21 protein-coding genes and 1 riboswitch are annotated in these 23,264 nt (G+C 67.6%); of the genes, 4 read left to right on the top strand and 17 right to left on the bottom strand.

The features are described 5' to 3' along the window. Positions 1–34: 34 nt before the first annotated feature. The 5 genes from mmsB to ACE026_RS08715 are packed head-to-tail and all read right to left on the bottom strand — an operon-like array spanning position 35 to position 5,579. On the bottom strand, positions 35–925 hold the full coding sequence (gene mmsB, locus ACE026_RS08695; protein ID WP_152152923.1) for a 3-hydroxyisobutyrate dehydrogenase: 891 nt from the start codon (positions 923–925) through the stop codon (positions 35–37). After that, positions 922–2,097: an enoyl-CoA hydratase/isomerase family protein gene (locus tag ACE026_RS08700; RefSeq protein ID WP_486038693.1), complete on the bottom strand. Its 1,176-nt coding sequence runs from the start codon at positions 2,095–2,097 to the stop codon at positions 922–924. The genes mmsB and ACE026_RS08700 overlap by 4 nt, the downstream gene beginning before the upstream one ends. Then, on the bottom strand, positions 2,094–2,891 hold the full coding sequence (locus tag ACE026_RS08705) for an enoyl-CoA hydratase (protein ID WP_088432482.1): 798 nt from the start codon (positions 2,889–2,891) through the stop codon (positions 2,094–2,096). Before ACE026_RS08705 ends, ACE026_RS08700 begins: the two co-directional genes overlap by 4 nt. Beyond that, positions 2,888–4,054: an acyl-CoA dehydrogenase family protein gene (locus tag ACE026_RS08710; RefSeq protein WP_121044261.1), complete on the bottom strand. Its 1,167-nt coding sequence runs from the start codon at positions 4,052–4,054 to the stop codon at positions 2,888–2,890. The genes ACE026_RS08705 and ACE026_RS08710 overlap by 4 nt, the downstream gene beginning before the upstream one ends. 19 nt (positions 4,055–4,073) lie before the next feature. After that, a complete protein-coding gene (locus ACE026_RS08715; RefSeq protein ID WP_486038694.1) occupies positions 4,074–5,579 on the bottom strand; it encodes a CoA-acylating methylmalonate-semialdehyde dehydrogenase in 1,506 nt (501 codons plus the stop codon). Between the two features lie 84 nt (positions 5,580–5,663). On the opposite strand from ACE026_RS08715, the gene ACE026_RS08720 reads away from it, so the two are divergent. After that, the gene (locus ACE026_RS08720) at positions 5,664–7,061 is read left to right on the top strand and encodes a helix-turn-helix domain-containing protein (protein WP_486038695.1); all 1,398 of its coding nucleotides are present in this window, start codon (positions 5,664–5,666) and stop codon (positions 7,059–7,061) included. Between the two features lie 154 nt (positions 7,062–7,215). Here ACE026_RS08720 and ACE026_RS08725 read toward each other — a convergent pair whose 3' ends face one another. The 12 genes from ACE026_RS08725 to ACE026_RS08780 form a co-directional block, all read right to left on the bottom strand. After that, the gene (locus tag ACE026_RS08725; protein WP_486038696.1) at positions 7,216–9,111 is read right to left on the bottom strand and encodes an RpoH suppressor; all 1,896 of its coding nucleotides are present in this window, start codon (positions 9,109–9,111) and stop codon (positions 7,216–7,218) included. Between the two features lie 144 nt (positions 9,112–9,255). Beyond that, the gene (locus tag ACE026_RS08730) at positions 9,256–9,792 is read right to left on the bottom strand and encodes a lipocalin family protein (protein WP_486038697.1); all 537 of its coding nucleotides are present in this window, start codon (positions 9,790–9,792) and stop codon (positions 9,256–9,258) included. A 28-nt stretch (positions 9,793–9,820) separates the two neighbouring features. After that, positions 9,821–10,894 carry a cyclopropane-fatty-acyl-phospholipid synthase family protein gene (locus tag ACE026_RS08735; protein WP_486038698.1) on the bottom strand — a complete coding sequence of 358 codons (1,074 nt, stop codon included), beginning with the start codon at positions 10,892–10,894 and terminating at the stop codon, positions 9,821–9,823. Next, a complete protein-coding gene (locus tag ACE026_RS08740; protein WP_486038699.1) occupies positions 10,891–11,688 on the bottom strand; it encodes a DUF1295 domain-containing protein in 798 nt (265 codons plus the stop codon). Before ACE026_RS08740 ends, ACE026_RS08735 begins: the two co-directional genes overlap by 4 nt. Then, entirely contained in the window at positions 11,685–12,242 is a 558-nt protein-coding gene (locus ACE026_RS08745) for a DUF2878 domain-containing protein (RefSeq protein ID WP_486038700.1), read from the bottom strand. Before ACE026_RS08745 ends, ACE026_RS08740 begins: the two co-directional genes overlap by 4 nt. Before the next feature lies 1 nt (position 12,243). Continuing rightward, positions 12,244–13,500, bottom strand: a complete 1,257-nt coding sequence (locus ACE026_RS08750) for a class I SAM-dependent methyltransferase (protein ID WP_486038701.1) — start codon at positions 13,498–13,500, stop codon at positions 12,244–12,246. Continuing rightward, a complete protein-coding gene (locus ACE026_RS08755; protein ID WP_486038702.1) occupies positions 13,497–14,264 on the bottom strand; it encodes a DUF1365 domain-containing protein in 768 nt (255 codons plus the stop codon). Before ACE026_RS08755 ends, ACE026_RS08750 begins: the two co-directional genes overlap by 4 nt. Then, on the bottom strand, positions 14,261–15,541 hold the full coding sequence (locus ACE026_RS08760; protein ID WP_486038703.1) for an NAD(P)/FAD-dependent oxidoreductase: 1,281 nt from the start codon (positions 15,539–15,541) through the stop codon (positions 14,261–14,263). The genes ACE026_RS08755 and ACE026_RS08760 overlap by 4 nt, the downstream gene beginning before the upstream one ends. A 1-nt stretch (position 15,542) precedes the next feature. Next, positions 15,543–16,502 (bottom strand): acyl-CoA desaturase, encoded by a 960-nt coding sequence (locus ACE026_RS08765; RefSeq protein WP_486038704.1) that lies wholly within the window; start codon positions 16,500–16,502, stop codon positions 15,543–15,545. Between the two features lie 89 nt (positions 16,503–16,591). Next, positions 16,592–17,377 carry an anti-sigma factor gene (locus ACE026_RS08770; RefSeq protein WP_486038705.1) on the bottom strand — a complete coding sequence of 262 codons (786 nt, stop codon included), beginning with the start codon at positions 17,375–17,377 and terminating at the stop codon, positions 16,592–16,594. Next, positions 17,374–17,943: a sigma-70 family RNA polymerase sigma factor gene (locus ACE026_RS08775; RefSeq protein WP_486038706.1), complete on the bottom strand. Its 570-nt coding sequence runs from the start codon at positions 17,941–17,943 to the stop codon at positions 17,374–17,376. The genes ACE026_RS08770 and ACE026_RS08775 overlap by 4 nt, the downstream gene beginning before the upstream one ends. A gap of 70 nt (positions 17,944–18,013) precedes the next feature. Next, entirely contained in the window at positions 18,014–18,796 is a 783-nt protein-coding gene (locus ACE026_RS08780; protein ID WP_486038707.1) for a hypothetical protein, read from the bottom strand. Between the two features lie 104 nt (positions 18,797–18,900). Beyond that, positions 18,901–19,134: riboswitch (cobalamin riboswitch) on the top strand. Positions 19,135–19,348: 214 nt separating this feature from the next. Here ACE026_RS08780 and metE point away from each other — a divergent pair. The 3 genes from metE (at position 19,349) to ACE026_RS08795 (ending at position 23,085) form a co-directional block, all read left to right on the top strand. Continuing rightward, the gene (metE, locus tag ACE026_RS08785; protein WP_486038708.1) at positions 19,349–21,646 is read left to right on the top strand and encodes a 5-methyltetrahydropteroyltriglutamate--homocysteine S-methyltransferase; all 2,298 of its coding nucleotides are present in this window, start codon (positions 19,349–19,351) and stop codon (positions 21,644–21,646) included. Positions 21,647–21,716: 70 nt separating this feature from the next. After that, positions 21,717–22,406, top strand: coding sequence for an epoxyqueuosine reductase QueH (locus tag ACE026_RS08790; protein ID WP_486038709.1), 690 nt, complete (start codon positions 21,717–21,719; stop codon positions 22,404–22,406). Positions 22,407–22,458: 52 nt separating this feature from the next. Continuing rightward, positions 22,459–23,085 (top strand): nicotinamidase, encoded by a 627-nt coding sequence (locus tag ACE026_RS08795; protein ID WP_486038710.1) that lies wholly within the window; start codon positions 22,459–22,461, stop codon positions 23,083–23,085. Positions 23,086–23,264 lie beyond the last annotated feature (179 nt).

Here is a 23,264-nt window from a genome sequence, read left to right on the forward strand (position 1 = left end):
CCCCCCCCCCCCCCCCCACTACCGGATCCGGCCTTTATTCGTCGTGCGTGATCAGCTGCACCACGCTGGAGAAATCCAGCTTGCCGCGACCGGCCTGGTGATTCATCGAATACAGGTTGCGGGCCAGCTCGCCCAGCGGGATCGAGGCGCCAACACTCATCGCTGCTTCCACCGCCAGGCCCATGTCCTTGAGCATCAGGTCGCTGCCAAAGCCGCCGCTGTAGCCGCGCGAGGCCGGGGCGTTTTCGAGCACGCCGGGCCACGGGTTGCACACTTCGGTGGCCCAGCTGCGGCCGGTGCTGACCGCCATCATCTGCGAGAGCACCTTCGGGTCCAGCCCGTGCGCGACGCCCAGCGCGATCGATTCACCGGTCACCGCCATGATCACGCCCAGCGCCATGTTGTTGCACAGCTTGGCCACCTGGCCGGCACCGCTGGCGCCGACATGGAAGATGTTCTTGCCCATCGCCTGCAGCAGCGGGCGCGCCCGCTCCAGTGCCTCGGCTTCGCCACCGACAATGAAGGTCAGCGTGCCGGCCTGGGCACCTGCGGTACCGCCGGACACCGGGGCATCCAGCATCTGCAGGCCACGCGCCGCGGCCGCTTCGGCGACCTTGCGGGCGGTGGCCGGGGCGATGGTGCTGCAATCGATGATCAGCGCGCCACCCGGGATATCGGCCAGCAGGCCATCATCACCGAGGTAGACGCCTTCCACGTGGCGGCTGGCCGGCAGCATCGAAATGACGATCTCGGCGTCGGTCAGCGTATCCAGCGCCGAGCTGGCGGCGGTGGCGCCGGCATCGACGGCGGCCTGCACGGCAGCCGGCACCAGATCGAACACGCGCACGGCGTGACCGGCTTTGGCCAGGTTGGCGGCCATCGGGCCACCCATGTTGCCCAACCCGATGAATGCAATACGGCTCATGCGTGGCTCCTTTCAGGGACGGTGGCACCGAGGTCGGCCAGCGGATGCGCGGCATCGGACCACGGCGAAACGAAGAAGGTGCGGGCCCACTCGGCCGTGGCGTCCGCCAGCGTGCGCGGCTGCCACTGGGGGGTGCGGTCCTTGTCGATCAGCAGCGCGCGGATGCCTTCGGCGAAATCGCCGTGGGCGGCCGCATGCAGTGCTGCGATGTACTCAATGCGGTAGACCTCGGCCAACGAGGCGCCCTCGGCCAGGCGCTGCAGCTCGAACGCGAGCCGCGCCGAGCCGGGCGCACCGGCAGCGAGCGTGGCCTGCGCGGTCTTCAGCCAGGCATCCTCGGTCTCCAGGGCAAGGATCGCCTCGACGATCGCGCCGACGTCGTCACCGGCGCACAGCGCATCCACGGTGGCGGCATTGCGCAGCAACGGGCCGGTGGCCGCATCGCTGGCGTGCTGCTGCAGCAGCGCGGTCAGTTGTTCGTGGTTGCGCTTGGCCTCCCGGCTCCAGTGCACGTCCGCCAGCGCATTGAACACGGTCTCGCGCTGTGCCTCGGCGATGTGGATATCGGCCAGGCCGGCGTAGATCGCATCGCCGGCGTTGAGCGGCGCGCCGGTCAGGGCCAGGAACAGGCCGCCGTGGCCGGGCACGCGCGGCAGCAGCCAGCTGCCGCCCACGTCCGGGAACAGGCCGACGGTGATCTCCGGGAACGCCAGCTTGGAGCGCTCGCTGACCACGCGGTGGCTGGCGCCGGACATCAGCCCGATGCCACCGCCCATGACGATGCCATGACCCCAGCACAGGATCGGCTTGGGATAGGTGTGGATCGCGTAGTCGACGCGGTACTCGACGTCGAAGAATTCAGCGGCGTAGGCGTTGTCGCGGATGTCGGTCTTTCCGCTCTCGCGGTAATCGACCATGCTGCGGTACAGACTGTGCAGGTCGCCGCCGGCGCAGAAGGCTTTTTCGCCCGCGCCCTGCAGCACGACCAGCGCGATGCCGTCATCAACGGCCCAGGCCTCCAGCCGCTCGCGCAGCAGGTGCGCCATCGGCAGCGAGAACCCGTTGAGGGTGCGCGCGGCGTTGAGCGTGGCGATGCCGATGCGCGTGCCGTTGCCGGCGGCGCGCTCTTCGAACAGCACCGGTGCCTCGTCGCTGGCGACGGCGGTGCTCATGCGTTTTTCCATTGCGCGGCACGCTTTTCCAGGAAGGCGTTCACGCCTTCGGCTTGGTCGGCGCTGTCGAACAGATCCACGAAGGCTTCGCGCTCGGCCACCAGCGCCGAGGCGTGGGTACCGGTGCGGGTGGCCTGCACAAGCGTCTTGCACGCGGCGATGCTGGTCGGGCTCTGCTTGCCCGCCTTGTGCGCCCATGCCAGCGCCAATGCCTTGGCTTCGCCCTTGCCGACCTTCTCTTCGACCAGGCCGATACGCAGTGCGGTATCCGCATCGATGCGTTCGCCCAGCAGGATCATGCGCTTTGCCCAGCCTTCGCCGACCAGGCGCGGCAGGTTCTGGGTGCCACCGGCGCACGGCAGCAGGCCGACGGTGGCCTCCGGCAGCGCCACCTGGGCGTGTTCTTCGATGATGCGCAGGTCGCAGGCCAGCGCGCATTCCAGGCCGCCGCCCATCGCGTAGCCGTTGATCGCCGCGATGGAGACACCGCGGAAACCAGACAGTGCCTCGAAGGCCTCACCGAAGCGGCGCGCGGCTTCACGAGCGGCGGCCTTGTCGCCGGACGCGAACTGCTTGAGATCGGCACCCGCGGAGAAGAACTTCTCGCCATCGCCGGTGATCACCAGCGCGTAGATATCGCGGTCTGCATTGAGCGCGCCGACCAGGTCGCGCAGCGCGGACAGGCTGTGCACGGTCCAGGTATGCGCCGGCGGATTGTTGAGGGTGATGACCGCGACGTGGCCATCGGCCTCGACCTTCAGGCCGACATGATCATGCTGGCGCCACTCCATCATCGCAGTTCCTCTTCAGTGTTGAGCAGGTGGCGGGCCACGATCACACGCATGATCTCGTTGGTGCCCTCCAGGATCTGGTGCACGCGCGAATCGCGCAGCAGCCGTTCGATCGGATATTCACGGATATAGCCGTAGCCGCCGTGGATCTGCAGTGCGTCGTTGCAGATGTTGAAGCCGGCGTCGGTGGCGAAGCGCTTGGCCATCGCGCACCACACATTGGCATCGCTGGCACCGGCATCGAGCTTGCGCGCGGCGGTGTGCACCATCTGCCGGGCGGCGACCAGCTGGGTGGCCATGTCGGCCAGCTTGAACTGCAGTGCCTGGAATTCCGACAGCGCCTTGCCGAACTGGCGGCGCTCGCCCATGTAGCGGCGGGCGGCATCCAGTGCGCCCTGGGCGGCGCCCAGCGAACAGGCGGCGATGTTGATGCGGCCACCATCCAGGCCCTTCATGGCCAGCTTGAAACCACTGCCTTCCTCGCCGAGCAGATGGCTGACCGGCACGCGCACGTTCTCGAACGTGATGCCCCGGGTCGGCTGGCTGTTCCAGCCCATCTTCTCTTCCTTGCGGCCATAGCTGATGCCCGGCAGATCGGCCGGCACCGCGATCGCGCTGATGCCGCCCGCGCCTGGACCGCCCGTACGCGCCATCACCACCAGCAGCTCGGTGGCACCGGCGCCGGAGATGAAGGCCTTGGAGCCGTTGAGTACGTAATCGTCGCCGTCACGCACCGCGCTGGTTTTCAGCGAGGCCGCGTCCGAGCCGGCACCCGGCTCGGTCAGGCAGTACGAGGCCAGCTTGGTGCCGGACGAGAGGTCTGCGCCCCACGCGGCACGCAGGCTCTGCTGGCCCCACTTGGCCACCATCCACGACGCCATGTTGTGGATGCTGACATAGGCCGCCGTGGACGGATCCACATTGGCGAGCTCCTCGATGACGACGGCGGCGTCCAGACGGCTCAAGCCGCTGCCACCGACCTCGGGATCCATGTACAACCCACAGAACCCGAGTTCCCCTGCCTTGGCGATCGCCTCGCGCGGAAAGATGCCCTCCGCATCCCATCGCGCGGCGTGCGGCGCCAGTTCGGCCTGGGCGAAGTCACGCGCGGCCTCTCTATAGGCCTGCTGCGCTTCGTCGAGTTCCGTCGTCATCGAGTGGCTCATGGTCGAACTCCGTTGTTGCTTACTTCAGGCTGATGGTGGTGTTGACGCCATGACCCAGCGTCTCGTCATCGAACCAGCGCGAGGTGATCGTCTTGGTCTGGGTGTAGAACATCACCACCTGCTTGCCGTACGGGCCCAGGTCGCCGAGCTTGGAGGCGCGCGAACCGGTGAACGAGAACAGCGGCACCGGCACCGGGATCGGCACGTTGATGCCGACCTGGCCGACGTCGATGTCTTCCTGGAACTTGCGGGCGGCCGCACCGGACTGGGTGAACAGCGCGGTGCCGTTGCCGTTCGGGTTGGCGTTGATCAGTGCGATGGCGTCTTCGAGCGTGTCCGCTTCGAGGATCACCAGCACCGGCCCGAAGATTTCCTCGTCGTACACGCGCATGCCCGGCTTGACGCCGGCGAAGATGGTCGGGCCAACGAAGTTGCCCTTCTCGAAGCCATCGACCTGCGGGTTGCGGCCATCGAGCACCAGCTTGGCGCCCTGCTCCACGCCCGAGGCGATCAGGCCTTCGACACGCTCACGCGCGGCGCAGGAGATCACCGGGCCCACGTCGGTACCGGCGACACTGCCGCCGCTGACCTTCAGCGTCTTGGCCTTGGCCACCAGGTCCGGCACCCACTCGCGTGCTTCGCCGACCAGCACCAGGGTGGAGGCGGCCATGCAGCGCTGGCCAGCCGCACCGAAGGCGGCACCGACCATCGCGTTGAGGCTCTGTTCCTTGTTGGCGTCCGGCAGCACCACGGCGTGATTCTTGGCGCCCATCATGCACTGCACGCGCTTGCCGGCCAGCGAGGCGCGGTTGTACACGTGGGTGCCGACGCGGGTGGAACCCACGAACGAAACGGCCTTGATATCCGGGTGGTCGCAGATGGCGTTGACCACGTCTTCGCCACCGTGCACGACGTTCAGCACGCCCTTGGGGATACCCGCTTCCAGCGCCAGTTCGACCAGGCGCATGGTGACCATCGGGTCCTGCTCGGACGGCTTGAGGATGAAGGTGTTGCCGGTGGCGATGGCCATCGGGAACATCCACAGCGGAATCATGGCCGGGAAGTTGAACGGGGTGATGCCCGCGCAGACGCCGAGCGGCTGCAGCAGGGTGTAGGTGTCCACGCCGTTGGCCACGTTGTTGGCCAGCTCGCCGAGCTGCAGGTTGCCGATCGCGGCAGCGTGCTCGACCACTTCCAGGCCGCGGAACACATCGCCCTCGGCATCCGGCACGGTCTTGCCCTGCTCGGCGCTGAGGATGTGGGCCAGCTCGCTCATGTTCTCGCGGATCAGCTGCTGGTACTTCAGGAAGATGCGCGCGCGGGTGCCGATCGGGGTCTTGCGCCAGGTCTTGAACGCTTCCTTGGCCGAGGCGACGGCGGCGTCGACTTCGCTGGGGGTGGCAAACGGAACCTGGGCCAGGACGTCCTGGGTGGCCGGATTGACCACGTTCTGCCAATGCGAGCTGGCCGATTCGATGAACTGGCCATCGATCAACATGCGGATACGGGGCGCTGCAACAGTCATGGACAATCCCGGCGGGTCGAAAGTTGTTGGCATTATTCACAGTGCCACCCTCGATTTCCGGCCTGTATGCGCTTAATCTGGCCAATGCCCGCTACGATTCTTGTGAATTCTGTGAATAGCCAGCCCGTCCAACGCCAGATCGGCCTGCGCCTGCTCAAGCTGCGCGAGCAGCGCGGCTACAGCCAGCTGGCCCTGGCCAAGGCGCTGGGGCTGTCAGCCAGCTACCTGAACCAGATCGAGCGCAACAAGCGGCCGCTGACCCCGGCGGTGCAGGGCAAGCTGCGCGACGTACTGGGCGACGTCAGCGAACTGTTCGAGGTCGATGACCCCGGCGCGCTGCAGGAATCGCTGGGCGAGACCCTGCGCGACCTGGGCCTGGCCGATGTCAGCAGCACCGAACTGCGCGCGATGGCGGGCAACCTGCCGCAGATCAGCCGTGCCCTGCTCGACCTGCACCGCCGCCACCTGATGCTGCGCGAGCATGCCGCCGCGCTGGAGTTCCAGCTGGGCGATGTGCATGCCGGGCAGGCGCTGCCCGCGGGCGACCAGGTCCGCGATTTCTTCAACCGCATGCACAACCACATCCCCGAGCTGGATGACCTGGCCGAGCAGTTGTTCGGCGAATGGGGGCTGGTGGCCGGGCATGTGGCGCCGCGACTGCGCCAGCTGCTGGCCGACCGCCACGGCGTACTGGTGGAAGTGGGGCCGCTGCAGGCCGGGCGCGAGAAGCGCGTCTACGACGGCGGCAGCCGCACCTTGTGGCTGCCCGACTACCTGGAGCCGGGCCAGCAGGCGTTCCAGATGGCGGCCGAGCTGGCCCTGCTCGGCTACGCGGCGCAGATCGATGCGGTGATCGCACGCGCCGGGTTCGGCGAAGCAGAGCAGATCGCGCAGGCCCGGATCGGCATGTCCAACTACTTCGCCGGTGCGCTGGTGATGCCGTATGCGCAGTTCCTGCGTGCCGCCGAGCACAGCGCGTACGACATCGATGCGCTCGCCCATCGCTTCGGCGTGGGCTTCGAGGCGGTCTGCCATCGCTTGAGCACGCTGGCCCGGCGCAGCGCGCCCGGCCTGCCGTTTTTCTTCATCCGCGTGGACCGCGCCGGCAATGTCTCCAAACGGCATTCGGCTACCGATTTCCACTTCTCACAAGTGGGTGGCTCGTGCCCGTTGTGGATCGTGTACGAGGCCTTCAACCAACCGGGGCGCGTACTGACCCAGACCGCGCGCATGCCTGACGGACGCCGCCACTTCTGGCTGGCGCGGCAGGTGAGCAGCGGCCCGATCGGGCATGGCCAGCCGCGCAAAACGTTCGCGGTGGCGCTGGGCTGCGATCTGCAGCACGCCGAGCGGTTGATCTACACGCGTGGGCTGGATATCCAGAGCCCGGGCAACTCGGTCTCGATCGGCCCGGGCTGCCGGGTGTGCCCGCGCGAGGACTGCATGCAGCGCGCGTTCCCGCAGCTGCCAGGCCGCGGGTAGCGTCGACCGTTGGTCGACTTGCGTCCGATGCCGAGAATGTTGGCCCCGTTGCGGAGCGCAGCCGACCAACGGTCGGCTCTACCGGTCATGTGACGTTTCATGGGAAGTCGACCAACGGCGGGCATTTCGGATCAGGATGCGGTCCATCCCCGGATCAGTAGATCGGTGTGACCTTCATCTGCGGCAGCGGGCGCGGCGCGCCGTCGGTGAGGTCCGGCCCGAGGTCTTCCCAGGTCTGGCCCTGCTCGACCATGTGCCGCCACAACTGCTGCGATTCGCGGCGTTTGTCTTCCGAGCTCAAGCGGTAGGAGGGCGGCACCGGCATGCCGGTGGCCACACTTTGATACGCCGCTTCGTATGCCGCCACGCGCTGTGCGGGGTCATCGGTGCGCGCAACATCCAGTGTGTAGCGCTGGTAGGCCGAGGCCAGATTGCGCCAGCGGATCCAGTAGTGATTGGCGAACGAGAAATCGCAGAAGCGCTCTCCGGCAATGCTGCCCTTGTCGGCGATGCGGCTGAGCACGGCCTGTGGCATGTCCAGGTTCATGCCGCCTTCGTCGCCCTCCAGCGCGACATGCACGATGCGGTCGCGGTACCCAGGCGCACGGGCCTGCAGCACATCGCGCCAGTTCTGCATGGTCGAGACGATCGAGAACAGAAAGCCGGACATCTCCGCGGCGGCCAGCGGCTGCGCGATGGACTGGTAGGTGCGCTGCCAGCCATGGCGGTTCTCGGTCGGCAGGAACACCGCCTGCTCCGCACGCGCATGCGCGTTCGTCTCACCCTCCGGCACGGCACTGATCGCCTCGGCGGCCTGCGCGTAAACCAGATTGATGCCGAACGTAGGCCAGCGCGGCAACGCGGCATCGAACAGATGGATCGGGAAGTTGCTGCTGATCCCGCCATCGGAGAACCAGCACACACGGAAGGCGGTGATCACCGGACCACAGCTCTGGCCACCACTGGTGAGCCCTTCCATGCTGTCAGCCACGTTGGTGTTGTCGCGCGGTGGCTCGGCATCCGCCACGGGCTCGCAGCGACGTTCGCGACGGGCCGGCTCGTGCAGCGGCACCGCGCTGATCAGCAGCGGGAAGCTCAGGCTCATGCGCGTGGCGACCAGTACTGGAAGTTCCTCGCCATCGACCAGGCGGTAGTAATCGCGCCCATCGACCCGCTCTGGTGCGCCGGCCCGTGCAACCAGCCACGCGACCACGCTGGCCGGGAACAGCTGCGCGAACTCCTCGCGCAGGAACCAGAAGTGCGCCGCGTTGAACGGGAGCGTGCGCGGCTCGCTGTGCGACACGCAGGTGGTGATCATCTGCAGCGTGATCGCATGCGCACCGCTTGGTTCGCCCGGATAGCGTGGCGCCGTGTGCAGATCGCCGAAGGTCAATGGCTGGTCATGCGGCTTGCCGGCCAAGGCCTGCAGCTGGGTGTGCAGCCAATCCGTCAACGCCGGCGCGGAGGCATTCGGCTGGGTGCTGCCGTTGCACAGGCCGAGCAGGTTACGCCGGGCGACGCGGGCAACGCGCAGCGCCGAGGCCAGTACACCGGCGCCGTAGGCGCACAGCAGCGAGGGCAGCAACGTCGCCCAGATGCCGTCGATGCCACCGGCCAGGTATCCGATGCCCAGCAGGCCGGCCAGCGACACCAGCACCTCCAGCGGCGCGATCGCGAACACCGCGGCGAGCAGACAGGCGACCTTGCGCAGCAGGCCGGCCTTGCCGGTCAACATCACCAGCAGGCGGTACGCGGTACGCGCGCCATACGCCGGTTGGAACAGACTGTGGATGAAGCCCTGCCGGGACAGCTGCGCCGAGACCTCGGCCAGCCCCGGAAAACCCACCGCCGCCGTGACCGGCTCACCGGCCTGGCGACGCCGATCGCCCAACGCGGCCGCCGCTGCCACGGCGGCGGCAATGGCGCCGGCCGAGGTGCCGCCGATACTCTTGAAGCGGTACTCACGGGCCAGCGACAGCACCGCGTTGGGATACACGATGCCGCTGGTGATGCCGCCCTTCATGACCAGATCGCAGTACTTGTCCGCCACGTTGCCGCCCTCTGTCCGCCCGTGCGCGGCCGATCCGCACACCCTCCTCCCCCGTCCCTGCAACGATGCCCGGGCCAGGGAGGTCGATGACGACAGTATCGCCTGCGCGCTTCTCAGGGCCTGAGAAGCGCGGCACGGAACGGCTTATTCAGCGTTGCCGGACTGCGGCACGCGCCTCACCTGGGACAGGTCATAACCGAGCGCGGCGATGCGGGTCATGGCCGCCTGATAGTCGGCATCGGAGATGGTCGGGGTGCGCGCCATCAGCCACATGTAGTCGCGCTTGCTGCGGCCCACGATGGTCTGCTTGTAGTCCCGATCCAGATCCACGATCACGTACTCGGCCTGGATCGGCCAGATGAACTGCATGCCCCAGATGGCGCCGCCGGTGCCTTCCTTGACCGTTCCGACCGGGTGCATGGTCTTGATCGGTGCCTGGAAGCTGCCCTTTCGATAACGGAAGGTGGTCTGGATGCGGCCGTCCGGACGCAGTGCGTAGGATTCCACCGCATCGAACGCTTCACGTTCGGGCCGGCTGGGGATATGGGCGATCACATACCAGTCGCCCATGAAGCGCGGCACGTCCACATGCGCCACAGGCGGGATCGGACGGGTGTTGCCGCTGCAGCCGCCGAGCATCATGCCGACAACCAGCAGGGGAACGAGAGCACGGATGGACATGACGGCTTCCTCCAGGAACGTGGGGTGATCACGGACGGTTGAACAGGTAGTGGGCGACCTGCCACTGCTGGCCCTGCTGGTAGCCGAACAGCTCGGCGCAGGCCATCCAGAACATGCGCCAGCGCTGGTGCCACAACGCGGCCGAGGCATCGCCGTAGGTCTGCCGCAGCACGGCCATCACGGCCTCTTTCTCGCGGTCTTGGTTGGCCAGCCAGTGGTTGGCGGTGCGCTCGTAGTGGGTACCATCGAGCAGCCAGCGCTGCTGCAGCTGCAGGTGCTGCTGGAAGAACAGCAGGGTATCGGCTGCAGGCATCAGGCCACCGGTGAAGAAGTGGCGGCCCATCCAGTTGTCGTCGCCCTCGGTCTCGAACGGGTACATCAGCGTGCGGTGCACGAAGATGTGCACGAACAGCTTGCCCTCCGGCCGCAGCCACGAATGGATGCGCTGCAGCAGCTGCGGGTAGTTGCGCATGTGCTCGAACATCTCTATCGAGACGCAGCGATCAAAGGTCTCGGCATCGAGCGTCAGGTGATTCACATCACGGGTCAGCACGCTGACGTTGATCAGGCCACGTGCACGACACTGCCCCAGGATGTACTCGCGCTGGCTGTTGGAATTGGACACCGCGGTGATCTGCGCGTTCGGATAGCGCTCGGCCATCCACAGCGTCAGCGAACCCCAGCCGCAGCCCAGCTCAAGAATATGCTGTCCATCGGCCAGCTGTGCGCGCTCGCCGTACAGCGCGAGCATCGCCTCTTCGGCCTCGTCCAGGGTTTCAGTGCCGGTGGCATAGTAGCAGCTGCTGTACTTCAGGCGCTTGCCGAGGCAGCGGTGGAAGAACTCGGCCGGCACTTCATAGTGCTGGCGATTGGCCGCATCCACGTGCAACGCCACCGCGCTGCTGGCCAGCCCGGCGATACGCGCGGCAAAGCGCTGCGACTGGACCTGCTGGCCACCGGCAAGCTCTTCGCGCAGGCGCTGCTCGCACTGGCGGCGGATGCCCAGCCGCAACAGCGCATCGGGCAGCAACCCGCGTTCGGCCAGGCCGGTCAGGCCCGGTGCGTAGTCGGGCAGCGGAAAACGGTCACTGGCGACATTCATGGGGAAGATTCCTTGCGGGCAGACGACGAGCGGGAGGGGAACCACGGAAACAGCATCGGCGTGGTGCGTTGGTACTCGCGGTAATCCTCACCGCGCGAGCGCAGCGCCTGCGCCTCGGTGAAGGGAATGCCGCTGACCCAGCGCAGGAACACGTACATCACCAGCGGGCCGGCCCACGCCAGCCACCACAACGGCGACTGCACGGCCAGCAGCACGTAGGTGAACCAGTGCAGCCATTCGAAGAAATAGTTGGGATGCCGCGAGTAGCGCCACAACCCATCGCGGCAGGTCTTACCCTTGTTGGCCGGATCGGCACGGAAGCGCGCCAGCTGACGATCCGCCAGCGATTCGCCGCCCACGCTCAGCAGCCACGTCGCCACCGCGGCGATCAGCCAGCCCCAGCCTTGTGGTGCCGGATTCACCGACACCGCCACGAAGGGAAGCGCGAACAGCACGATCAGCAGTGCCTGGAACTGGAAGAAGCCGAAGATCTTTCCCTGGTGGCCGTTCCAGTGCTTGCGCAGATGCTGGTAGCGGCCGTCCTCTGGCTCGCTGCGCACGCGGTGCCACAGGTGCAGGGCCAGACGCGAACCCCACAGACCGCCCAGCACCGCCAGCGCGATCCGCGGCATCGCCGCGCCATCGCCGAGCAGGGCCAGCAACAGGGCAGAGGCGCCCACACCCTTGGCCCAGAGCACATCGACCACGCCGATGTTCTGGTGCCGGCGCTGCCACCACCATCCCCAGGTCATGATCACGGCGGCGTACAGCCACACCACCCACAGCATCTTCATCGCGTGTCTCCTGGAGCAAGTGTGGCGAGGGGTACCGCACGGGTCTGCCAATGACGGGCGCACGCCGCAAGTACCGGCAATGCGATCGCCCAGCCCAGGCCGAGCAGCAGCACGCCGTGCCACTGCGGTGCGGCGAACACCACCGACGACCAGCCGCGCGCGGCGGACAGATACGCCAGCGGGGCCAGCAGCAGGCCAACCAGCGCTGCCGCAACCAGATGCCGCTGCAGCACCGCGAATGACACCGTGAGCGTCATCGCGAACGCGGCCCACAGCGCGAGGATCCAGACCGGGGCCAGCCACGCAGGATCATTGCCGGCCGCGTACAGCACCCACCCGGAGGCGCCGGCCAGTCCGTCAACGATCAAGCCGCAGCCGATTGCCACCAGCATCAGCCTGAGTTCCACCGACGGTTGCGCCGACAGCGCCAGCTGGCTGCCTACGTAAGCGGCCGCCGCCACCAGCGCGGGCCAGCGCAACCCATGACCTGCGCCGATCACCGCGCACAGCCAGACCAGCTGGTTGCCGATCACGTTGGCCCAGAAACGTGGCACCTCAGGCCTCCCCCGCAATCAATGCGGGCCGGTAGCCAGGACGCGCCATCAGCAGGTGCAAGACACCGATGGAGCGCTCCAGGAAGCCCCCTTCGCAGTAGGCCAGATAGAACTCCCACATGCGGATGAAGCCCGCATCGAAGCCCTGTGCACGTACTGCCGGCAGCTGGGCCAGGAAGCGCTGGCGCCACGCGCGCAGGGTGAGTGCGTAGGACGGGCCGAAATCATGCTGGCCGATCAGCTGCAGATCGCTGCTGCGCGTCTTGGCGGCGACGATCGCGTTGATCGAGGGGATGAAGCTGCCGGGGAACACGAAGCGCTTGATGTAATCGACGCTGCGCCGCGCCTGCTCGTAACGCTGGTCTTCGATGGTGATGGCCTGCAGCAGCGCCAGACCGTCATCCTTGAGCAGGCGGGTCAGCGTGGCGAAGTAGGTGTCCAGGTACTGCGCGCCGATCGCCTCGATCATCTCGATGGACACCAGCTTGTCGAACTGGCCCTCCAGATCGCGGTAATCCTTGAGCAGCAGGGTGACCTTGTCCTGCAGCCCGGCCGCCTCGACCCGCTGCCTGGCCAGCGTGTACTGCTCCACCGAGATGGTGGTGGTGGTGACGTGGCAGCCGATATGGCGCGCCGCGTACAGCGCGAAGCCACCCCAGCCGGTGCCGATCTCGACCACGCGATCGGCCGCGGTCAGCTGCAGCTGCTCGCAGATGCGGGCCAGCTTGCGCTCGGACGCGACCTCCAGCGTGTCTTCCGGGCGGGCATACAGCGCCGAGGAGTACATCAGGTCCGGCGACAAAAACAGCGAGAAGAACGGATTGCCAAGGTCATAGTGCGCGGCGATGTTGCGGCGGCTGCCTTCGCGCGTGTTGCGGCGGAGCCGGTTCCAGCCTTTCAGCAGCCAGCCGCCGATGCGCGCCGGGCCGCGCTCCATGCCATCGAGCAGATCGCGGTTGCGTACCAGCAGCTGCACCAGCGCGACCAGATCATCGCAGCGCCAGTCGCCGCGGATGTAGGCCTCGCCCGCACCCACGCTGCCCTGCGCGGCCACCGCGCGGTAGAAGCCGGGGTCGTCCACCCAGACCGTCACCTGGGGCGTGGCGTCCGGATCGCCGATCACCACATCACCCAAGGCATCACGCAGCCGCAGATGCCCGCCGCGCAGCGGTGCCAGTTGCGCCAGCAGGCGCCCGCGCAGGAATCCTTCAAGGGCGGACGGTTGCGGCACGGCCACCGCACGGGTCATGTCGTTCATGGGGATTTTCCGGCAAGAGATGGATGGTCGTGAACGGGGTTGCGCTTGAGCCACAGGCGCAGCGCCTGCCAGTGGATCGCGGCCACTACCTTGAGGGTCATCAGCGGGTAGCGCAGCAGCAAGCCGGCCAGGCCACGACCGGTGAGCGGATGGCGCTGCATCACCAGGTCGGCATCGAACTGGCACACGCCCTCGCGCCACACCTGCATGTGCACGTGCAGGTCATCGCCCGGCGCGGTGAAGCGCCAGCGGTACTCGCAGTCCATCTGCATGAAGGGCGACACGTGGAACTGCTTGTCGAAGGACCAGCACAGCGCACGGCCGTGGGCATCGGCCTGTGCCACCGGCAGCACGTAGGCGTGGCGCTCTTTCCAGGGCGTGTTGGTGATCTCCGCCACGATGCTGTCCAGCGTGGTGCCATCGGCGGCGTAGCAGTAATAGAAGCTCACCGGATTGAAGACATGGCCGGCATAACGCGGATGCGTGAGCAGGCGGATCGGCCCGGCGGGCGCGCGGCCCAAGGCCTCGGTGATGCGTGCGCGCACGGCATCGGCCAGCGGTTGATCCGGCGCGCCGAGATAGTCGCTGCGGCGGAGCTCGACCACGTTGCGACGGTCCACCGACCACAGCCAGCGCCGCTCGAACAGGCGCGGCAGTTCGTCCAGGTCCAGCAGCAGCTGCGCGATCGGATAGCCGAACGCGTGCGCATGCGGCGCGTGCCGCCGATGGCGCATCCAGCCGCGATAGATCGCACTGGCGGTCATGCCGGCAGTGCCTCGGCCAGCGGCCAGTAAGACTCCGCATCCAGCGCCTGCAGCGCATCGACCACGCGGCGGGCACTGCGGATGCCATCTTCGTGGAAGCCCCAGCCCCAGTACGCACCGGCGAACCAAGTGCGGCGATGGCCTTGGATTTCGGCCCAACGCTGCTGGGCGCGCACCATCGCGTGATCGTGCACCGGGTGGGCGTACTGCAGGCGGCGCAGCACGGTGGCCGGATCGACCGCCTCGCTCCGGTTGAGCGTGACCACCAAGGGCGTCGGCGTGTCGATGCCCTGCAGCAGGTTCATGCAGTAGCTGACCGTGCACGGTGCGAGCGGGTCGCGCGGTACATGCGCATTCCAAGCCGCCCAGGCCTTGCGATCACGCGGCAGCAGGCTGGCGTCGGTATGCAGCACGACCTCATTGGGCTGGTAGCGGATCGCGCCCAGCACCGCGCGCTCGGTGAGATCGGCATCGGACAACAACGCCAGTGCCTGATCGCTGTGACAGGCCAGCACCAGCTGGTCGAAGCCCTCCAGGCCGGCAGCGCTGTGTACGCGCACGCCATGCTCATGCCGCTCCACGCCGAACACCGGACACTCCAGGCGCTCGCGCACTTGCCAGCGGCTGCGCAGTGCATCGACGTACCTGGCCGAACCGCCCTGCACCACCCGCCACGGCGCGCGCCCGGTCATCTGCAGCATCTGGTGATTGGCCATGAACTGCACCAGGTAGCGCGCCGGGAAGGCGGCCAGGCTGGCCGTGGGCGAGGACCACAACGCCGAGGCCATCGGCAGCAGGTGTTCGTCGATGAAGGTGCGGCCATAGCGGCCCTTGGCGAGGAACTCGCCCAGCGAAGGGCCGTCGTCCTCGCGCTCCAGCAGCGCAGGCGCCTCGCGGTAGAACCGGCGCAGATCCCGCAGCATGCCCCAGAAGCGTGGCGACACCAGATTGCGACGCTGGCAGAACAGCGTGTCCAGCGAGGTAGCGTTGTATTCCAGCCCGCTGCGCTCGCTGTGCACCGAAAAGCTCATCGTGGTCGGCTGCGAAGCCACCCCCAGCTCGTCGAACAGGCCGGTCAGCAGCGGGTAGTGCGCAGGGTTGAACACGATGAAGCCGGTGTCCACCGCCTGCGTGCGGCCGTCGACCTGCACCTCATGCGTATGGGTGTGACCCCCGAGGTAGTCATTGGCCTCGAACAGCGTCACTTCATGCTGCTGGCTCAGCCACCACGCACTGGAGAGGCCGGCGATACCCGATCCGATCACGGCGATACGCATGTCAGTGCTCCGCCTTGGCCAGCACCCAGGCCGGCACCGGTTTGAGATCACGCACCAGCCCGAGCGCGGCCATCGCACGCAGGCCATACCAGGTGACATCCACCTCCCACCAGTAGAAGCCCTGACGTGCGGTGCCCGGGAAGAAGTGGTGGTTGTTGTGCCACCCTTCGCCGAAGGTCAGCAGGGCGAGCCACAGGTTGTTGCGGCTGTCGTCACCGGTGTTGAAACGCTGGCGGCCGAAGCGGTGCGCCAGCGAGTTGATGGTCACCGTGGCGTGGAACAGCACCACGGTGGAGATGAAGAAGCCCCACACCAGCATCTGCCCACCGGTGGTGCCCCACGACGGCGCGATGCGCTCCAGCAGCGCACCCAGGCCGAACAATGCCGCGGCCAGCGCGACCGGCACCAAGGTGTCGAAGCGGTCCAGCCAGCGCAGCTCCGGGTACTTGGCCAGATCGGGAATACGCGACCAGTCGGTGCGGAAGCCTTCCACCGTGAGGAACCAACCCATGTGGCTCCACCAGAAGCCATGCACCGAGGGCGAATGTGGATCGGCGGCGGTATCGGTATGACGATGGTGATTGCGATGATGCGCGGCCCACCACAGCGGGCCGCGCTGCACGCTGGAGGCGCCGATCAGCGCGAAGATGAACTGCACGGCGCGCGACGTCTGGAAGGTGCGGTGGGAGAAGTAGCGGTGGTAGAAGGCCGTGATCGCAAACATGCGCACCGCATACAGCGCGACCGCCACGCCTACCGCAACCCAGGACACACCCACCCAGATCACCGCCAGGCAGGCCAGGTGCATCGCCGCGAACGGGATGGCCCGCACCCAGTCCACACGCTGCGGCTGGTCCGCCGGGGTCACGGCATCGGTGCTGGTATCGAACCAACGCCACAGCGTGGCCCAGCGGCGTCGCTGTGCGGTGCGTCCTGCGTCGGGGGTGGGGCTGACCGACATGATTCGCTTCTCCTGGGCGTTATCAGGAGATACGGGAGCCGACGGCGTTTGGATGCACGGATCCGGAAAAAAACCGTGAGTCCGTGCGATTACAGGTTGGCGATGTCGCCCTTGGCGATGATCGGGCCGGTCGGAATGCCTTGCGGCGCACCGGTTGACGGTTCCAGTGTGATCGCCAGCACCGAGCCGTTCACAAGTGCATCACGCAGCGTGTCCGGCACGGCCACGGTATGCGCGCGGTCGATGGAGACCAGGCCCAGCGAACGCGGTGCGCCGCCGGCCGGGATCAGCCACAGCTCGGGTGCACGGCCGGCCGCATCGGCCGCGGCCGGGACCGGCACCATCAGCACCTTGCCTTGGGCCTTGTCGACGGACGCCAGCCAGCCCGGCGTGCCATCGTCGTGCAACAGCGGCGTGACCGGCTTGGTGGCCTGCTCCGGCTCGGCCGGTGTCGTCGGCGTGGTCGGCGTGACCGCCACGGGCGTCGGCAAGGGTGCGGTCGGCTCCAGATCGCGGCGGCTGAACACCGCCACCAGTGCCAGCGCGGCGGCAAGCGCGGTCATGCCCTGCCAGAAACCCGTGCGCTGCCAGAGCCGTGGCGAGGCCGTGGCTGCGGAAGGCCAGCCCAGCGAGGTGCGGATGCGCGGCCACAGATGCGCGGGCACGGGTTTGCTTCCGAGCGACTCCAGCATCGGCGCGAGGCGGTTTTCCCACTGCGTCACCAGCCGGCCGAAACCGGGATCGCTGGCGATGCGGCGTTCAACCTCGGCACGCTGGGCGGCATCGAGCACCCCGAGCACGTATTCCCCGGCCAGGATGTCGGCGCTCGGCGGCTCGCCGTCGTCATGCTGATCATGGAGATCGCGAACGTTCATCGTTCCAGGCACACCCGCAGTTGGCCCAGCCCGCGGCGAATCCAGCTCTTCACCGAGCCCAGCGGCGAGCCGATGCGGCGCGCCAGCTCTTCATAGCTGGCGCCATCGAGGAAGGCCAGCCGGATCAGAGAGCGACGGCGCGGTTCGAGCGTATCCAGGCAGTCCTGCAGGCGTTCGTTATCCGACGCCTGTTCGGCCACCTGGGCCGGCTGCGGCGCGAAGTCGGGAAGTTCCTCGGCCACCGACAGATCATCCAGCGCGCGTGGCGGCGCGGCCCGCAGGCGATCGATCGAACGATTGCGCGCCAGCATCGACAGCCAGGTCATGGCCGCCGCCTTGGCGCGGTCGAACTGCGCGGCCTTGTTCCAGACCGTGGTGAACACGTCCTGCAGTACCTCTTCGGCATCGCCGCGGTCGCGCAGCACATGCAGGCAGATCGCGAACAGGCGGCCAGAGGCCAGTTGATAGACCGATTCGAACGCCTGGCGATCACCGCCGGCGACCCGGGCGAGCAACTCGTCCAGACGGTGTGATGCGGCGGTGGCGGCAGCGTCCAGCTCGGGCATCGCAGGCTCAATGTCGATAACGGGCGTATCGGCATCGTCCTTGCTTGCGAGGCTGGCTGCAAGGGGGCGCTCAGGCACCGCATGTCTTCACCAGCGGCTGCGTGCGGGCAGCGGCGAGCTCGGTGGCGGGCGTTGCAACGGGGGCGGCGGGAAACTCGACCCGTACGTCCGGGTACTTGCCCTTGTCATCACGGACGTTGCCGGTGCCGGTGAACTGCAGCAGGCGCTGGTCTGCGGTGGCATAGATCAAGGTGACCGCGGGCACGGCGAAGCCGAACCAGGCGTCGAGCTTCATCTGCAGCTGCTCTGCCGGCTGGCCCTGCCAGGTGACCGCGCCGGTACGCTGCAGCTTCAGTGGCACCAGGCGCTGGCGACTGGGCAGAAGGAACTGGAAGGCGACGCTCTGCCCGGCCTGCAACGCGGCCCAATGGCTGCGCACCGCGGCGTCGAAACCGGCATCCACCACCGCCCCCGAGGGAATCGTGATGGCCCTGCTGAAGGTGGGTGCCTGCGCGCTGGCGCGGACCGATACCTGGCGGGTAGCGGCGCCGCCGCGCACGCCTTCCTGATACCCATCGCGGCCATCGTCCAGGGTGAAATCAGGCGTCTGCGGGTTGCCCTGCGGGGTCATCCACTTGCGCGCGAAGGGGCGCCCATCGCTGCAGCGGTACAGCACCAGCCGCGACTGTGCGCTTGCCGGCCCCTGCAGCCAATGGGTCTCGCGGTAGAGCAGGCGCCCATCGGCGGTGGCATACGCGCGGCCTTCCTGGCGCTGCACGGTCTGGTCGGCAGCACTCACGGGGGCGGCGATTGCCGACATCAGCAGGATCAGGCAGGGCAAGGGCTGGCGCATGGGGGTCCAAACGGGCGGGCTTGCAGGGAGATACGCAGTTGACGGTGGTTTGGATGCAGTTGGGGAGAATCGCGCAGACGACTTGACCATCGCCCGCCTTCGGCCTACCTTGTGCTCGCCGAAGGTATCCATCGCTTCATGCCGATGAAGGGATGGATTTAAACGGGAATCCGGTGAAGGCGCCTCGCGCGCCCATTCCGGAGCTGCCCCGCAGCGGTGAATGGAAACGAATCCTGCCAACAGCACTGGGCCTTCGTGCCTGGGAAGCGGCAGGGAGTAGGTGGGCGCCCGCGCCCGTGTCCATCAGCCCGAATACCGGCCCCGGCCGGAGGACACGACCGTCCTCCGATTCGACCTGGAACGTCCGCGGGGAGGTTGCCGGGGCCTGCCGCCATGCCGCCTGCATGGCGCTGCCCCCGTGCGTCCGCTTCACGGCATCCGGTTCGCCCGCGGGGGCGAAGGTCGCTGGCGGGGCGGAACGGGCTGCAAAGCCCCGGACGGCGCGCGGTTCCTTCGTTCCTCAATGCCCCTACGCAATGAGGACACGTTCCAATGACCACTGTTACCAACCTCGGTTTTCCGCGCATCGGCGCCAAGCGCGAACTCAAGCGCGCGCTCGAGGCCTTCTGGTCCGGCGAGAGCAGCGCCGCGTCGCTGCAGGACACCGCGGCCGAGCTGCGTGAACGCCACTGGCAGCTGCAGCGCGAGGCCGGCGTGGATGTGCCGCCGAGCAACGATTTCAGCCTGTATGACCAGGTGCTCGATGCCGCCTTCCTGTTCGATGCGATCCCGAGCCGCTACCGCGCACTCGCCGATGCCGAGCCGCTGAGCGGCTACTTCGCGATGGCGCGTGGCCTGCAGCGCGATGGCATCGACCTGCATGCGCTGGAAATGACCAAGTGGTTCGACACCAACTACCACTACCTGGTGCCCGAACTGCATGCCGGCCAGACCTTCACGGTGCGCGGCGACAAGCCGCTGGCCGAGTACCGCCAGGCCAAGGCGCTGGGGATCGAGACCCGTCCGGTGCTGATCGGGCCGGTGACCTTCCTGCGGCTGTCCAAGACCACCGATGGCAGCAACGCACTGGACCTGCTGGATGCGCTGCTGCCGGTGTACGTGCAGTTGCTCGGCGAGCTCAAGGCGGCCGGCGCGGCGTGGGTGCAGCTGGATGAGCCGCTGCTGGTGCAGGACCTGGATGAAGCCACCCGCACCGCGTTCGAACATGCGTATGCGGTGCTGGCCCAGGCCGCGCGCCCCAAGGTGCTGGTGGCGACGTACTTCGGTGCACTGGAAGACAACCTCGCCCTTGCCGCCTCGCTGCCGGTCGATGGCCTGCATGTGGATCTGGTCCGTGCGCCGGAACAGCTCGATGCGGTGATCAAGGCGCTGCCGGCCGGTCGCGTGCTGTCGGCCGGGCTGGTCAACGGCCGCAACATCTGGCGCACCCACCTGGACAACGCGCTGGTGCTGGCGCGCTATGCGCACGGCCATGTGGGCAGCGATGCGCTGTGGCTGGCGCCGTCGTGTTCGCTGCTGCATACCCCGGTCGATCTGGACCACGAAAAGAAGCTCGATGACGAACTGCGCAGCTGGCTGGCGTTCTCCAGGCAGAAGCTTGGCGAGCTGCGCGTGCTGGCCGATGCGATCGATGCGCCGGCACGTGCCGAAGCACCGCTGGCCCATTCGCGTGCATGCATCGAATCGCGCCGTCGTTCGCCGCGCGTGCACAACCCGGCCGTCGCCGCGCGTCTTTCCTCGCTGACCCCGGCCGATGCACAGCGCCACAGCCGCTACCCGCAACGCCACCTGGCCCAGGCCGCTGCGCTGAAGCTGCCGCGCTTCCCGACCACCACGATCGGTTCGTTCCCGCAGACGCTGGAGGTGCGTGAGGCGCGTGCCCGCAACAAGTCCGGCAAGCTCTCCGATGCGGACTACGATGCGTTCCTGGCCACCCAGACCGAGCACTGCGTGCGCGTGCAGGAGCAGATCGGGCTGGACGTGCTGGTGCATGGCGAGTTCGAGCGCAACGACATGGTCGAGTACTTCGGCGAGCAGCTCGATGGCTTCGCTTTCACCAAGAACGGCTGGGTGCAGAGCTACGGCTCGCGCTGCGTGAAGCCGCCGGTGATCTTCGGCGACGTGACCCGCCCGCGGCCGATGACGGTGCGCTGGTCGCAGTATGCGCAGTCGCTCACCCAGCGGCCGATGAAGGGCATGCTGACCGGCCCGGTGACGGTGCTGCAGTGGTCGTTCGTGCGCGATGACCAGTCCCGCGCGGACACCTGTCGCCAGATCGCACTGGCGCTGCGCGATGAGGTGACCGATCTGGAAGCGGCCGGGATCGGCGTGATCCAGATCGACGAGCCGGCGATCCGCGAAGGCCTGCCGCTGCGCCGTGCGCAGTGGCGCGAGTACCTGGACTGGGCGGTGGAAGCGTTCCGGATCAGTGCCAGCGGCGTGCGCGATGCGACCCAGATCCACACGCACATGTGCTATTCCGAGTTCAACGACATCATCCACTCGGTGGCTGCGATGGATGCGGACGTGATTTCGATCGAGACCTCCCGCTCGCGCATGGAACTGCTGGATGCCTTCGTGCGCTTCCAGTATCCCAACGAAATCGGCCCGGGCGTATACGACATCCACTCCCCGCGCGTGCCGGACAAGGCCGAGATGCTGGCCCTGCTGCGCAAGGCCGCCGAAGTGCTGCGCCCGGAGCAGATCTGGGTCAACCCGGATTGCGGCCTGAAGACCCGCGGCTGGCCGGAAACCCGTGCCGCGCTGGAAGCATTGGTGGCCGCCGCGCGCGAACTGCGCGAGGAAACCGCCGACGCCAACGCCGCCTGATCTGCCCTTTGTAGACCGCCCCAAGGACCCCATCGCCGCCGTTGCCGGCGGTGGGGTCGACGAGAAACGCATGCCCCCGACACACCTGACACCCATCGACCGCCCCACCCTGTCCCTGCCCGACGGGCACACCAAGCTGCTGCTGCACTCGTGCTGCGCGCCGTGTTCGGGCGAGGTCATGGAGGCGATCACCGCCTCCGGCATCGACTACACGATCTTCTTCTACAACCCCAACATCCACCCGGTGAAGGAATACGAACTGCGCAAGCAGGAGAACATCCGCTTCGCCGAGAAGCATGGCGTGCCGTTCGTCGACGCCGACTACGACACCGACACCTGGTTCTCCCGCGCCCGTGGCATGGAGAACGAACCCGAGCGCGGCATCCGCTGCACTATGTGCTTCGACATGCGCTTCGTGCGTACCGCGCTGTACGCACACGAACATGGCTTCCAGGTGATCAGCAGCTCGCTGGGCATCTCGCGCTGGAAGGACATGAACCAGATCAACGACTGCGGCCACCGCGCCGCCGCACACTACCCGGGCATCCAGTACTGGGATTACAACTGGCGCAAGGGCGGCGGCGCCGCGCGGATGGTGGAGATCAGCAAGCGCGAGCAGTTCTATCAACAGGAATACTGCGGTTGCGTGTACTCACTGCGCGACGCCAACCGCCACCGCCGTGAGACCGGCCGCGAGCGGATCAAACTGGGCGTGCTGTACTACGGCGACGGCACCTCGAAGCAGGGCGACGCCGACTGACCGTTGCGGGGGCGTCGGCTAGACTGGGCGCCCCCACAGCCGTGAAGCCGCCATGAGCCGTTACCCCGCCGATGTCGCGTTGGTCGTGATCGACCTGCAGCCGGACTTCATGCCCGGTGGCACGCTGGCCTGCGTGGACGGCGATGCGATCGTGCCGGACATTGCCGCCCTGCTCGCCGAACGCCGGTACGCCACCGTGGGGGCGACCCAGGACTGGCACCCGGCCGACCACGCCTCCTTTGCCAGCCAGCACCCGGGGCATCTCCCGTTCGAAGCGATCCTGCTGCACGCCCAGCCGCAGACCCTGTGGCCGGACCACTGCGTACAAGGCAGCGACGGCGCGGTGCTGCACCCGGGCGTGGACTGGACGGTGGCCGACCTGATCCTGCGCAAGGGCACCCGGCGTGAGGTGGACTCGTACAGCGCCTTCCGTGAAAACCATGGTCCCGATGGCACCCGCCCCGCGACCGGCCTGGCCGGGTGGCTGCACGAACGCGGCATCCGAGAGGTGCATGTGTGCGGCCTGGCGCGCGACTACTGCGTGCTGTGGAGCGCGCAGGACGCGGTGAAATCCGGGTTCCGGGTGAAGTTCCATTGGGACCTGACCCGACCGGTGACCGAGGCCAATGACGGCATGGTGCGTGAGGCGTTGGCCAAGGCGAAGATCGCGGTCATCTGACGGGCGAACCCGGGCGCCTGCCAGAAAGCGTACCGACCAACGGCCGGTACCTACCGGGTCAAAGAACGATGGGCTGGTGCCTGCCGCGCTGGTAGTGGGGGGGGGGGGGGGGGGGGGGGGGGGGAGGTGGGGCGTGCGAGGAGCCGGCCAGCGGCCGGCACTACCGGAGCGTCGTACCC

This window comes from Stenotrophomonas sp. AGC87, from assembly GCF_057333975.1.